This window comes from Synechococcus sp. W55.1 (assembly GCF_047461655.1).
GTDB lineage: Bacteria > Cyanobacteriota > Cyanobacteriia > Thermostichales > Thermostichaceae > Thermostichus.
Window position 1 is genome coordinate 13,240 of the sequence record NZ_JANSHN010000015.1, and the last position, 12,552, is coordinate 25,791.

At 57.7% G+C, this 12,552-nt stretch carries 11 protein-coding genes; 9 read left to right on the top strand and 2 right to left on the bottom strand.

Annotation, left to right across the window (positions count from 1 at the left end; all coding sequences use genetic code 11):
• The first annotated feature begins 7 nt into the window (after positions 1–7).
• The 5 genes from NW816_RS08860 to NW816_RS08880 all read left to right on the top strand — a co-directional run bounded on the left by NW816_RS08860 (position 8) and on the right by NW816_RS08880 (position 4,037).
• Entirely contained in the window at positions 8–298 is a 291-nt protein-coding gene (locus NW816_RS08860) for a BolA family protein (RefSeq protein WP_414329320.1), read from the top strand.
• A gap of 44 nt (positions 299–342) precedes the next feature.
• Positions 343–699, top strand: coding sequence for a phage holin family protein (locus NW816_RS08865; protein ID WP_414408908.1), 357 nt, complete (start codon positions 343–345; stop codon positions 697–699).
• Between the two features lie 327 nt (positions 700–1,026).
• On the top strand, positions 1,027–2,583 hold the full coding sequence (locus NW816_RS08870) for a B12-binding domain-containing radical SAM protein (RefSeq protein WP_414408909.1): 1,557 nt from the start codon (positions 1,027–1,029) through the stop codon (positions 2,581–2,583).
• 51 nt (positions 2,584–2,634) lie between these two features.
• Positions 2,635–3,795, top strand: a complete 1,161-nt coding sequence (locus tag NW816_RS08875; protein WP_414408910.1) for a SpoIID/LytB domain-containing protein — start codon at positions 2,635–2,637, stop codon at positions 3,793–3,795.
• A 29-nt stretch (positions 3,796–3,824) separates the two neighbouring features.
• On the top strand, positions 3,825–4,037 hold the full coding sequence (locus tag NW816_RS08880; protein WP_414399313.1) for a hypothetical protein: 213 nt from the start codon (positions 3,825–3,827) through the stop codon (positions 4,035–4,037).
• 49 nt (positions 4,038–4,086) lie between these two features.
• Here the strand turns inward: NW816_RS08880 and topA are convergent, their stop codons facing one another.
• The gene (gene topA / locus NW816_RS08885) at positions 4,087–6,870 is read right to left on the bottom strand and encodes a type I DNA topoisomerase (RefSeq protein ID WP_414408911.1); all 2,784 of its coding nucleotides are present in this window, start codon (positions 6,868–6,870) and stop codon (positions 4,087–4,089) included.
• 196 nt (positions 6,871–7,066) lie between these two features.
• Here topA and NW816_RS08890 point away from each other — a divergent pair, with 196 nt between their 5' ends.
• The 3 genes from NW816_RS08890 to NW816_RS08900 all read left to right on the top strand — a co-directional run bounded on the left by NW816_RS08890 (position 7,067) and on the right by NW816_RS08900 (position 9,956).
• Positions 7,067–7,492: a VOC family protein gene (locus NW816_RS08890; RefSeq protein WP_414408912.1), complete on the top strand. Its 426-nt coding sequence runs from the start codon at positions 7,067–7,069 to the stop codon at positions 7,490–7,492.
• Positions 7,493–8,064: 572 nt separating this feature from the next.
• Positions 8,065–9,033 (top strand): CobW family GTP-binding protein, encoded by a 969-nt coding sequence (locus NW816_RS08895; RefSeq protein WP_414408913.1) that lies wholly within the window; start codon positions 8,065–8,067, stop codon positions 9,031–9,033.
• A gap of 44 nt (positions 9,034–9,077) precedes the next feature.
• Positions 9,078–9,956: a hypothetical protein gene (locus tag NW816_RS08900; RefSeq protein ID WP_414408914.1), complete on the top strand. Its 879-nt coding sequence runs from the start codon at positions 9,078–9,080 to the stop codon at positions 9,954–9,956.
• Between the two features lie 330 nt (positions 9,957–10,286).
• Here NW816_RS08900 and NW816_RS08905 read toward each other — a convergent pair whose 3' ends face one another.
• Positions 10,287–11,255, bottom strand: a complete 969-nt coding sequence (locus tag NW816_RS08905; RefSeq protein ID WP_414329312.1) for a 30S ribosomal protein S1 — start codon at positions 11,253–11,255, stop codon at positions 10,287–10,289.
• 214 nt (positions 11,256–11,469) lie between these two features.
• On the opposite strand from NW816_RS08905, the gene obgE reads away from it, so the two are divergent.
• Entirely contained in the window at positions 11,470–12,513 is a 1,044-nt protein-coding gene (gene obgE / locus NW816_RS08910; protein ID WP_414408939.1) for a GTPase ObgE, read from the top strand.
• Positions 12,514–12,552: the final 39 nt, after the last annotated feature.

A 12,552-nucleotide genomic window follows, 5' to 3' on the forward strand; every position in this document is an offset into this window, starting at 1 on the left:
GGTTGCCATGCTTACCCCCGACTACCTTCGGCAGCACCTGATGGAGAAGCTGCAGGCTCTTCATGTGCAGGTGGAGGATGAGTCCCACCTTCACATCGGCCACGGGGGCGGGACAGGAGGGCACTACCGAGTTCAAGTAGTGTCGCCTTCGTTTGTCGGCAAAACGACCCTACAGCGACATCGCCTGGTGTATGCCGCTCTGGCGGAACACATGGGGCGGAGCATTCATGCTTTGGCCCTGCAAACTTACAGCCCTGAAGAGGTTTCTGCGCAAGGGATCCCTGAGGAGATCAGCTAGCATAGAGGGCAAAATCGCGGCCCCATCAGGGCAGAGGAGGGAGCATGGCAACTCTTTTGGCCACCTGGCTGATGTCAGCCTTGAGTGTAATGATCCTGGCTTGGCTTTTGCCCGGGATCCACGTCTCCGGGTTTGGCGGGGCTTTGGTGGCGGCTCTGGCCATTGGTCTGGTCAATGGTTTGGTTAAGCCGATTCTCCGGCTGATCACCCTGCCGATTACGGTTCTTACCCTGGGTTTGTTTTGGCTGATTTTGAACGGCATTTGTCTAGCCATTGCCGATAAGCTGGCCGGGAATGCTTTCAACATCGATAATTTCGGCTGGGCGTTTATCGGCGCAATTGTACTTTCCATCGTCAGCGGCTTGGTTCAGCAGGTTTTTGAGCAAGGTGCGCCGAACTGACTTCGTCCCCAGCCGTGAGAGGGCAGGGTTTGGTTCAAGATTGCAGGGGGTACGCTAGGGGAACGTCAACACTCAGCCCGACGATAACCAAAACCAACTTTAAGGGATCCCGATAAGCTTTACTCCATTGGCCCTGCCCGCTAAGTTTTTGCCGCAGAACCATAGGATTCTCCACAGATAGCCTGCACAAGATCTGCCAATGGCTAACATCAGCAGGATATTGCGAGCAGGCGTTTGATCTGTGGCTGCTTTATCTAAGCCTAGCAAATCGATAGGAAACCAGTAGGGGATCAAGTTGGTCGATCTGCAACTCAGGAGCTGGTTGGTATGAAGGCGTTGCTGCTCTATCCGCGTTTTCCTCAATCATTCTGGTCTTACAATCGCACCATTGAGATGGTGGGGCTAAAAGCGCTAATGCCACCTCTTGGCTTGATCACCGTTGCTGCTTTGCTGCCCCAACACTGGGAGATTCGCTTTGTGGATCGCAATGTAGCTGATGAAACAGAAGCCGATTGGCACTGGTGCGATCTGGTGATCTTGTCGGCCATGCTGGTGCAAAAACAAGATTTCCACGCCCTCATTCGCAAGGCTGTACAACTGGGCAAAAAAGTAGCTGTGGGCGGGCCCTATCCAACTTCTGTGCCGCAAGACGCCCTGGAATCCGGGGCTCACTATTTGGTTTTGGACGAAGGGGAAGTGACCATACCGGCTTTCGTCAAGGCCCTAGAAGCAGGTCAAGAGTCGGGCATTTTTCGGGCCGCCGAAAAGCCGGACGTAACCCAAAGTCCTTTGCCGAGGTTTGATCTGCTGCGTATGGATCAATACTTCATGATGTCAGTCCAATTTTCGCGAGGTTGCCCCTTCAATTGCGAGTTTTGCGACATCATCTCTCTTTACGGACGCAAGCCGAGAACCAAAGAGCCAAGTCAAATGCTAGCCGAGCTGCAAGCTCTCTATGACTTGGGTTGGCGGGGTTCGGTATTTGTGGTAGACGACAACTTTATCGGCAACCAGCGCAACGTCAAGCGATTTTTACGAGAGCTGATCCCCTGGAGCCAGAAGCGCAACTATCCATTTACCTTTATGACAGAGGCTTCAGTCAACCTGGCGGAAGACGAAGAGCTGATGAGGTTGATGGTAGAAGCGGGGTTCTATGCTGTCTTTTTGGGCATTGAGACCCCAGACCAAGACAGCTTACAGATGACTCAAAAGCTACAAAATACCCGTCACCCTTTGGTGGAAGCCTGTCGCAAGATCAACGAGGCCGGACTGCTGATCTACGCTGGGTTTATTCTAGGCTTTGATGGAGAGCGGCCAGGAGCAGGGGATCGCATCCAGGCTTTTGTCGAGCAAACCGGTATTCCTCAGCCGATGTTAGGCATTTTACAGGCTTTGCCAAACACGCAACTCTGGAATCGCTTGAAGAAAGAGGAACGGTTGCTGGAAGGGATCGGCGTGACTGAGTTTGGCGATCAAAATACACTGATGAACTTTATTCCCACCCGTTCTCTATCGGAGATTGCCCGAGAGTATCTGGAAAGTTTTTGGAAACTGTATGATCCTGCACGATATTTGTCTCGCTGCCTGCAACAGTGCCTGAATATCGGCATCAAAGATGGCCGACGGCAAATGATGAAGCTGCCCCTCCGCAAAGGGATCCATCTGCTTCTACAACTCATCTGGCGGCAAGGGATCCTTCACCCTGAAATTCGCGCCCAATTTTGGCGACAGCTATGGACGATTTGGCGGCGCAAGCCCAGCCTGCTGAACTTGTATTTGGGCCTCTGCGCCGCAGGAGAACACTTTTGGGAATATCGGGAATTGGCCCGCGCCCGGCTTACCCAGCAACTGGGATACGATCCTTTGCTGGCCAGCTCATCTTGACAGTATTTCTGGGGGAATGGTCTATCGATAGAGGATGCCCGGATGGGGCCTATGCGGCGACGACAGTTGGGGGCGATGGTGCTGGGATCCCTGTGGGCTGTTTGGGGAGGCTCTCGGCAGGCCCAAACGTCCGGGCGCGGAGATTGGCTGGCCGTGGAGCTGTTCAGCCGCTGGAGTGCGGATCCCTTGGTCGAGTTGGAGCTGATGGGCCCTTTTGTTTTAAATCAGCAGCCTTTTCCAACAGGCACCTGGAAGTTACAGGTTCGCCGCCAAGAGCTCCTTCTGACCGGGCCGGGACAGCCTCGTCGCTACCAGGGATCCCTTTGGCTACAGGGGGGAGCTCTGCGCTCCCTCGCAGGGGAGGAGCGTCGCTATCGGGGCTGGGTACAGATTCGTCCCAAGGGTTTAGGTCGCCTGCATCTGGTGAATTGGGTGAAGTTGGAAGACTATCTGCTGGCTTTGGTGCCCAGCGAAATGCCCGCCGACTGGCCAGCTGCCGCCTTGCAGGCGCAAGCCATCTTGGCCCGTACCTTGGCCGTTCCCCATCTGTGCCCCGGCCCCAGAAGAGAATGGCCCTCTGCCCCGATAAGGCCATTGCAAGACTCCACCGCCCACCAGTTCTATGGTGGCCTGGCCTATGAGACGGCGGCGACCACTGCTGCGGTGCGGGCAACCCGAGGGCAGATCCTAACCCATGCCGGCCAGCCGATAGAGGTTCTGTTTCACTCCACCTGCGGCGGTCACACCAGTGCCAACCAGGATATTTTTGCCCCACCCGCCCGCCCCTACCTACAAGGGGTGATCTGTGACGGGTGTCGTGCCTCTCCTTTCTATGGCCCTCACAGCGTCCGACTCAGCCGAAGGGAGTTGGAGCAAGCCTTGGGCAACGGCGATCTGGAGATTGTGCAGTCGGATCCCTGGGGTCGCCCTGTGCGCATTCGCGTTGGATCCCAACTGTTGACTGGCCAAGAGTTTGTGCTGCGCCTTGGCCAAACCCTGGGTTGGGGGATCCTCCCCAGCAACCGCTTCACATGGGAACGTCTCCAGCCAAAGCCCGGCCAGCAGGAAGTGTACCTTTTCACCTATCGTGGGGCCGGCCATGGGGTGGGACTGTGTCAGTGGGGATCCCGTGGCTTGGCCGAGAAGGGCTACACGGCGCCGCAAATTCTCAATCACTACTTCCCCGGCACCCAGGTGATAACGTTGAGCTGAAGGTTGTTGATCCCGACTTCAATACTCCTGTGTCTCTTGCGCATTCCCATCGTCGCCATCCTGCCTACTGCTACTGCAGCGAGCTGGAACATGCCCAGATTCTCAAGCGCCAGCAGCAGGATCCCTTGCCGTTTGCAGAAGCGATGCGGGTGCATTGCCAATCGGGAAGCCGCTGTGGCCGCTGCTTGTGGCCCTTGGAGCAGTTGTTTCGTCAGCAAAGCTGCTACATAGCCGATCCCTGAGCCACCTTGAGCAGGCGACCTTGGGCCATCGCACCCCAAGAAGCTGACCTCAGGCGGGGGCTTTGGGGGTGATCTTCACAATGGTGGGACGGGATCCAACCTGGGCTGACCCATTCGCTTGCGGCTCTTTGGCCATCCCGCCGCCGGTGGAAGTTGTTTGTGCTTTACGCCGCTTCTGCGGCACAGCATCTCCAGCCGGCTGGGCTGTAGGGCTGCTGGAGGCAGCTTTGGCTTGGGCTTTACCTGCAGAAGCGGTCGAGCGGCTTTTCCCCTTGACCTCTGCAGAAGAGACTTCTTTTTCAGCCAGCACCTGCAGGGCCATTTCCAGGGTAACCGCTTCGGCAGGGATCCCTTTGGGCAAAGAGGCATTGACCTTGCCATGTTTGACATACAGCCCGTAGGGGCCGTCGTGCAGATTGACCGGCTCACCATCCTCAGGATGGGATCCCAGCTCCCGCAAGGGCTTGGCAGAGCCGCGCCCACGGCCTTTCTTGGGCTGGGCCAACAACTCCAGCGCCCGCTCCAGGCTGATGGTCAGCACATCCTCCTCGGCGGGCAGAGAGCGAAAATCGCCATCGCAGACCACGTAGGGGCCGAAGCGGCCAATACCGGCCTGCACTTTTTTCCCCGATTCCGGGTGTTCCCCCAAGGTGCGGGGCAAGCTCAGCAACCCCAAGGCGATCTCTGGCGTAACCTGATCCGGTTTCAGCCCTTTGGGCAGAGAGGTGCGCTTGGGTTTTTTGTTGTCCTCAGAAACTTCCCCCAACTGCACATAGGGGCCATAGGGGCCCTGCGGGATCACGTAGATGGGCTCTTGGGTTTCCGGGTGAAAGGCAATGGGCTTGGGGCCTTCCTGCTTCCGCTGGATCAGCTCCGCGATGTGTTCTGCGCTCAGATCGGCGGGGGGAATATCCTCCGGCAGGTTGGCGCGCACCTCTCCGGACTCGGTTTCGACCGCCACATAGGGGCCATAGGGGCCAATGCCGATCTTGACGGGCAGGTTCTCCAGATGGATGGAGCGGGCCAGGCTGGAGTCAATTTCCAACTCGCGGGCCTTTACCTGTCCCTCAAGACCCTGCTCGCCCAAGAAGAAATGGCGCAAATAGGGCAACCACTCCGCCTGTCCAGAAGCGATGTCGTCCAGCGTTTGCTCCATCTCGGCGGTGAAGCGGGTATTCACCAGGTTGGGAAAGTATTTTTCCAGCAGCTCGGTGACTGCAAAAGCTGTGTAGGTGGGCACGAGGGCATTCCCCATCGACCTGACGTAGCCACGGCTCATGATCGTATTCAAGATGGTGGCGTAGGTGCTGGGGCGGCCAATACCCTCACTTTCCAACACCTTGACCAAGGACGCTTCCGTATATCGGGCCGGGGGCTGGGTTTCGTGGGCAACGGGTTCCAGCTTCCGGCAGCGGAGGGGATCCCCCTGCCGCAACAGGGGCAGATGCACCTCCCGATCCTCTAGGGCAGCATCGGGGTCGTCGGATCCCTCCACATAGGCGCGGAAAAAGCCGGGAAAATCGATGCGTTTGCCGCTGGCCCGGAACACCGCATCCTCCACAGCGATGAGTACCGTGGTGTGGGTTTGCCGCGCCTCGGCCATTTGGCTGGCGACGGTGCGCTTCCAGATCAGGTCGTAGAGGGCCAGCTCTTGGCCGGACAGAGGAGTTTGGCTGGGCAGACGAAACTCCGATCCGGCAGGACGAATGGCCTCGTGGGCTTCTTGCGCCCCTTTGGTTTTGGTGGTGTACTGACGGGGTTCGGGGCTGAGATACTCCTTGCCGTACATCGACTCCACACAAGCGCGGGCAGCGCGGATGGCCTGCTCCGACAGGTGTACCGAATCGGTACGCATATAGGTGATGTAGCCCTCTTCGTAGAGCTTTTGGGCAATGCGCATCGTCTGCTGAGCAGACCAGTGCAGCTTGCGGTTGGCCTCCTGCTGCAGGGTGGAAGTGGTGAAGGGAGGGGCAGGTTTGCGGGTGGAGGGGCGTTCTTCCACAGAGCTGACAATCCAGGCTTTGCCCAGAAGACGTTCCCGCAGGGCTTCGGCCTGGGCTTGATCCAGCAGCACTACATCCCGCCCGGCGACAAGCCGCCCAGTGCTGGGGTCGAAGTCTTGCCCGCTGGCCAATCGCTTGCCGGCTAGGCTCACCAGCTCTGCCGAAAAGACAGCCTGCCGCTCCTGGGAGGCAGTGCTCGGCTGCAGCTCTGCCTTCAGAGCCCAGTAGGAGGCTTTTTTGAAGGCCCGCCGCTCCCGCTCCCGATCCACCAAGAGCTTGACCGCCACCGATTGCACCCGTCCTGCCGAGAGTTTGGGGGCAATTTTTTTCCACAGCAGCGGCGACAGGGTATAGCCCACCAAGCGATCCAAGATGCGGCGGGTCTCTTGGGCGCGCACCAGTTGCTCGTCCACCTCACGGCAGTTTTGCAGCGCCTCCTGAATGGCCTCGCGGGTGATCTCGTGGAACACCATGCGGCGGGTGGGCACTTTGGGTTGCAGCACCTGTTGCAAGTGCCAGCTAATGCTTTCCCCTTCGCGATCCTCGTCGGTGGCCAGGATCAGCTCGTCGGCTTTCTTGAGGGCCTCTTTCAGCTCCTTGACCACCTTTCTTTTGTCTTTGGGGATGACGTAGAGGGGCTCAAAGTCGGCGTGGACATTGACCCCCAGGCGGCTCCACTCTTCTCCTTTCAATTCTTCTGGAATTTCAGATGCCGAATCGGGGAGATCCCGCACATGTCCCATCGAGGCCTGAACTTCGTACCCTGCGGGCAAGAATCCACGGATGGTACGGGCTTTGGTGGGAGATTCGACAATAACCAGCTTAGACATGATGATGTTGGCAGTAATCGGCTTGGGTTGTCGCGCTTCCCGCTTCGGGGATCCGGCAGGCCAGCGTACACCGCAAGAGGTGCTCTGAGATAGACAGCCTACTTTTCTGGAGCGTAGCAAGTCTGTCTGCGCTTGACCAGCCGTCAGCGGCGATTGATCTGAGCGGTCTGCCCCCATCTGGCTGCTTTACAGGACGATGAAACTGCACCATTTTTCCATTCGCACCGCCGATATCTTCCGCTCCATCGCCTTTTACGAGGGGTTGGGCTTTGCGGTAGAAGAACGTTTTACTGCTGGGATCACGTTGGCCTGCTGGATGCGTGGTCCCTGGGGGCGCTTAGAGCTGATGCAGGTGCCGGAGCCCCGGCCTGCCCCGGATCCCTTTGGGGATCCCCACTATGTGGGCTACTACCATCCCGCTTTGGAGATCGAGCCTGCATGGGAATCCTTGGCCGCTTATTTGGAGCATCTGCAGGCGCAAGTGCCGTTCACCCTGCTGCTCCCGCCCCAGCAGCAGCAAATCGGCAATCAAATCTACGAGGTGGCCTTCATTGCCGATCCCGATGGCCTACCCATCGAGTTGCTCCGCCTACAGGGATCCCCAAAATCCGAACGGGGTTAGCAGTCTGCATTCGGCAAGGGGAGTGGTTGAGGCTTTCACCCAGAGAAGTGGCGCCGACGTTTGCTGAGCTGCCGATCCTTCTGTTGGACTTGCCATTGGGTGGAATCCAAAATTATGGTTGTTTCAGGTTAAGATGGGGAACCTGAGCTACTGAGAAAAGCCTTCTGGCCCCCTATATTGCTTCGCAACGCTGACGCGACGACGCGACCAACGGTTTAGGTGTGGGCAAAGTGTCCTAGTTTGAATCGAAATGACTGTAAGTCTAAGGCTAAGCTGTTGATATCCCCCCTGCCCGAAGGAAAGGGATTCTGGTTCCTGGTTCTGCGATAGCACTAAAACCTATTTAGTTTAGGTTGGATCCAGTCGCGAGACTGTAGGGTTTTTATAGCGCTCCGCGCCGCCGTAGGCGAGAGCAGTTGACTACCCTGCCCCTGCTAACAAACACATATAACTATAACAAACGTATAAAGTAGTACAAAGCTGCCCTGGAAGGGCGGGGCTTTAAACCCAGTTTTCTTGGTAAAGCCTGTGGGGAACTAGAGAGGATTTGTTGGTTGTAGACCGAATTGGCAATGAAAACTCAGCTTCCGGTTACCCTCTTGACGGGCTTTTTGGGCAGTGGTAAGACTACCCTACTCAAGCGCATCTTGGAGGAGGAGCATGGGTTGCGCATTGGAGTGATCCTCAACGAGTTTGGCGAAATTTCCATCGATGGAGAGCTGATCAATCTGCCCGAAGAGGGGCTGATGCAGCTCAGCAATGGTTGCCTTTGTTGCACGGTGCGAGAAGATTTTGAACAGGCAGCCCGAGAGCTGCTGCAGCGTGCCCAGGCGTTGGATTACCTGGTGGTGGAAACCAGTGGGGTAGCGGATCCCAGGCAGGTGACGGAGCTATTTGTGCAGAGGACTTTTCATGAGGAGTTGCGCCTGGATGGCGTGGTGACGTTGGTGGATGGGGCCGAATACTGGCAGAATTTCCGGCGCTCGCAAACTGCTGCCCACCAGATCAGCAGTGCCGACATTGTGTTGCTCAACAAGGTGGACTTAATCGGCGAAGCCGAACGAGAGCGGATCCTTCTGGATCTGCGCCGCTACAACCCCGATGCCCCTTGCCTGCTCACCACCCATGCCCAGGTGCCCTTGGCCCGCATCTTGGATGTGCATGCCTTTCGTCCGGAATTGTGGGATCCCAGGCTCCCCGATTCGGGGACTGAGGCCCACCCCAGCCATCACCTGGAGGAGGACGGGATCCAATCGGTGAGCTTTCAACTGCAGCAGCCGCTGGATTTGGGGGCCTTTCGCGATTGGCTACAAGACTTGTCCGAGACCGTTTTTCGCGCCAAGGGGGTGCTGTCGGTTGTGGATGAGCCGCAGCGGGTTATCTTTCATCAGGTGGGCCAGCGGCAAACCCTTTTTCTGGAACGGGACTGGGATCCCGATGAGCCCCGCTTGTCCAAAATTGTGTTGATTGGCAAAGGGCTGGAGCCGGAACAGCTGGCTGCCGGCCTCAGCCGGGTGTGCGAGGCAACCGCCGCTGGCTAAGGATCCTCTTCAGTTTTTTCGGTTTTTGGATTGGGTGATCTGGGATGGCTCGCAGCAAACTTTCAGAGCAAGAACAACAGCAAATTGTTAGCGCCTACCGCGGCTCGGCAGCGACCGCCGTCGAATTGGCGGAGCAATTTCAGGTGAGCATCACCACCATCACCCGCGTGTTGAAGGAAAATATCGCTGCCGATGAGTATCAGCGGTTGATCCATCTCAAACGCTCGGCTGCCCGCCGCAAAGACATGGGGGAAAAAGTTGCTGTTGGCAGGATCCCAGCCTTGGAGCAGCAGATCTTGCCGCTGGAACCGGAGTTGCCTTCTCCATCTCCCTTGCCGGAGCCCCCCGCAGAGCCGAACGCAAACGAGGAAGGCGAGGATAACACTGCTGGGACGGAGTCTCTGCCAGAACTGCCCCCAGAAGAACTGCCGTTGGCGGCTGGGCTTCGGGAAGATCTGGAGGATGTGGAGGAAGAGACCGAAGAAGACCGTGACCTTGAAGACGAGGACGAAGATGAGGACGACCCTGACTATCCCTTAGAAGATGAAGATGGGCCAGAAGAGGATCCCCTCACCGATCCCGGCTATCGAATTCAGGTGTTGCCCCTGGAAGAGCTCACCCTGCCGGAAACCTGCTACGTCGTTGTTGACCGCTACCAAGAACTGACCACCCGCCCCCTTAAGGAATTCTTTGGCTCCGGATCCCTGCCCATCGAAGGGATCGACAACGCCAATACGCTGCCCATTTTCGACAACCACAAGGTGGCCCGTCGCTTTTCCGAAATGAGCCGTCGGGGCAGCAACACCTACCCGCCCTACCGGGTGATCCAGTTTCCCGGCTACATCCTGGAGATTGTGCGCACCCAACTGCAAAAGAAAGGCATCACCCATCTGCTCGTAGATGGGCAAATCTACAGTCTTTGACAGGATCCTCAAGCTCAGAAGTGGGGGACTCCTGTTACTGGCGCAGGTTGGCAACACTACGTGAACGCCAGCCGCACTTCCTGTTTTAGCCTACCTCGCCACAGCAGCAGTACCCGTCTCTTCGGACATTTGGACTGCCCCCGCCCCCACGGGCTTATGGATCGCTCCTCAGCTCCCCACTCACACTGATGGAACCAAAGGCTCATGCCGTGACATACTCCCGCACTCATGCTGATGCAAAGCGCTCCGCGCCGCTAAAGCGAGAGAGGGCGGGGCTTCTCGGCGGCCTAGCTAAGCCTTGTAGCAGGCAGAAATACGCAAAGTTTGTGATCATTCCACAGCCGCCGCCGCGTATTCCAGCTCCTCTTCCACCACTTCCGGTGGGGCCTCTGCCGCTTGTCCTTGCTTAGCGGCCAACAGTTGCTCGCGGTACTTGGCTGCCATCTCCTCGGCCTTCTCGTAAACCAGCTTGGGATCCCGAATCATGTCGCCGGGATTGGGCTCCAGTTGCTTGGTGGACAGCGAGATCCGTCCCCGCTCCGCATCCAGATCGATGATCATCACCTTCACTTCGTCGTTGACGTTGAAGACGCTGTGGGGCGTATCGACATGATCGTGGGAGATCTCGGAAATGTGCAGCAGGCCGGAGACGCCGCCAATATCGATAAAGGCACCATAGGGCTTGATGCCCCGCACCGTGCCGACCACCACCTCGCCCACTTCCAGCTTGTTCATCTTCCGCTCCACCAAGGCGCGGCGATGGCTCAACACCAGGCGGTTGCGGTCTTCGTCCACCTCCAGAAACTTCAGGGGCAGCTCTTCGCCCACCAGCTCTTCTTTTGGCTTGCGGCTGCTGATGTGGGATCCGGGGATAAAGCCCCGCAGCCCCTCAATCCGCACCAGGGCTCCACCTCGGTTGGTGGCAAAAATGGTTGAGCGAACGGTGGCATCTTCTTTCTGGAGCTGCCGTACCCGTTCCCAGGCCCGCATGTACTCGATGCGACGGATGGAAAGAGTGAGTTGTCCCTCTTCGTTTTCTTCGGTGAGGATAAAAAACTCGCGGGTTTCTCCGGGCTGCAGCATCTCGTGCGGGTCTTCCAGGCGGCTAATCGACATCTCCTGGAGTGGCAGAAAGGCAGCCGTTTTGGCCCCGATATCGATCAAGGCACCGCGTGGCTCCACCGAGAAGACTGTACCCGCCACAATTTCGCCAGGGCTGAAGTGATAGTCGTACTTATCCAGGAGGGCGGCAAAGTCCTCAGTGGTAAAACCTACATCGGCAGCGGTGAATCGACTCATAGGGGTGCAGTAACTGATCAGTTGCGCGGGATAAAGGGTAGAAGGCCAGTTGAGTTTAGCAGAATCCCAGATGAGAGTGCATTCACTCTCCCACTTTCCCACCTGTGGGGGATGTGGCTGGGAAATACCATCGTAGCTTAGAGGAGCGTCTTTTGTGGCAAGTTTTCCGGGGATCTTGCCAAGCTGGAAGATAGAAGATTTGGGAGAAGAACGATTGCACTTTATCGACCAAGCCGAAATTGAAGTGCAAGGGGGGAATGGCGGAGATGGCATCGTTGCCTTCCGCCGTGAAAAGTATGTGCCGGCTGGGGGGCCATCCGGCGGCAATGGAGGGCGGGGCGGCTCAGTGATCCTGGTGGCAGATCCTGGCCTGCAAACTCTGTTGGATTTTCGCTTTCAACCGGTGATCAAAGCGGAACACGGGGCCAAAGGGGGGCCCAACCATCGCAGCGGGGCCAGTGGTGCGGATCGGCTGGTGCGGGTGCCCTGCGGTACTGTGGTGTTCAATGCGGAGACTGGGGAATTGTTGGGCGATCTGGTGGGCAAAGGGGATCAATTGCTGGTAGCCCGTGGGGGCAAAGGCGGCTTGGGCAATGCCCATTTTTTGAGCAACCACAATCGTGCCCCCCGCCAATTTACCAAGGGCGAAGCAGGAGAACGGGTGCGCCTGCGCCTGGAGCTGAAGTTGATCGCCGAGGTGGGCATTGTCGGCCTGCCCAATGCGGGCAAGTCCACTCTGATTTCGGTGGTCTCCTCTGCCCGGCCCAAGATTGCCGACTACCCCTTCACCACGCTGCAGCCCAATTTGGGAGTGGTGCCCCATCCATCGGGAGATGGGGTGGTGTTTGCCGATATCCCGGGGCTGATCGAGGGGGCGCACTTGGGGGTGGGGCTGGGCCACGAGTTTTTGCGCCATGTGGAGCGCACCAGGGTACTGATTCATTTGGTGGATGGCACGGCGGCAGATCCCGTCAGGGATTACCAGATCATTCAGCAGGAGCTACACGCCTATGGCCACGGGCTGATCGACAAACCGCAAATTCTGGTTTTAAACAAGATCGATGTTCTGGATCCCCAGCAGGTTGCCGAGCGCACCCAGAGGCTGTCTGCCGCTGCCGGCACTTCCGTAGTGGCCATTTCTGCAATTGCCAAGCAGGGGCTGGATGCCCTCTTGCAGCGGGTGTGGCAGTGCCTGGGTCGGGGATCCCAACAGTCTGCGGAGTTGGATCTTGTGGGGGCAAAATCCATCCAGTCCTAGGGCAGAAGAATCTTAGAATGGGAAAGCCCCTGCCTTCTC

What these genes read in the sequence shown, in the direction of transcription:
- topA (WP_414408911.1), bottom strand. Translation starts at nt 6,870, where the DNA reads ATGTCTAAGCTGGTTATTGTCGAATCTCCCACCAAAGCCCGTACCATC.
- NW816_RS08875 (WP_414408910.1), top strand. Translation starts at nt 2,635, where the DNA reads ATGCGGCGACGACAGTTGGGGGCGATGGTGCTGGGATCCCTGTGGGCT.
- NW816_RS08860 (WP_414329320.1), top strand. Translation starts at nt 8, where the DNA reads ATGCTTACCCCCGACTACCTTCGGCAGCACCTGATGGAGAAGCTGCAG.
- NW816_RS08900 (WP_414408914.1), top strand. Translation starts at nt 9,078, where the DNA reads ATGGCTCGCAGCAAACTTTCAGAGCAAGAACAACAGCAAATTGTTAGC.
- NW816_RS08870 (WP_414408909.1), top strand. Translation starts at nt 1,027, where the DNA reads ATGAAGGCGTTGCTGCTCTATCCGCGTTTTCCTCAATCATTCTGGTCT.
- NW816_RS08905 (WP_414329312.1), bottom strand. Translation starts at nt 11,255, where the DNA reads ATGAGTCGATTCACCGCTGCCGATGTAGGTTTTACCACTGAGGACTTT.
- NW816_RS08890 (WP_414408912.1), top strand. Translation starts at nt 7,067, where the DNA reads ATGAAACTGCACCATTTTTCCATTCGCACCGCCGATATCTTCCGCTCC.
- NW816_RS08865 (WP_414408908.1), top strand. Translation starts at nt 343, where the DNA reads ATGGCAACTCTTTTGGCCACCTGGCTGATGTCAGCCTTGAGTGTAATG.
- NW816_RS08895 (WP_414408913.1), top strand. Translation starts at nt 8,065, where the DNA reads ATGAAAACTCAGCTTCCGGTTACCCTCTTGACGGGCTTTTTGGGCAGT.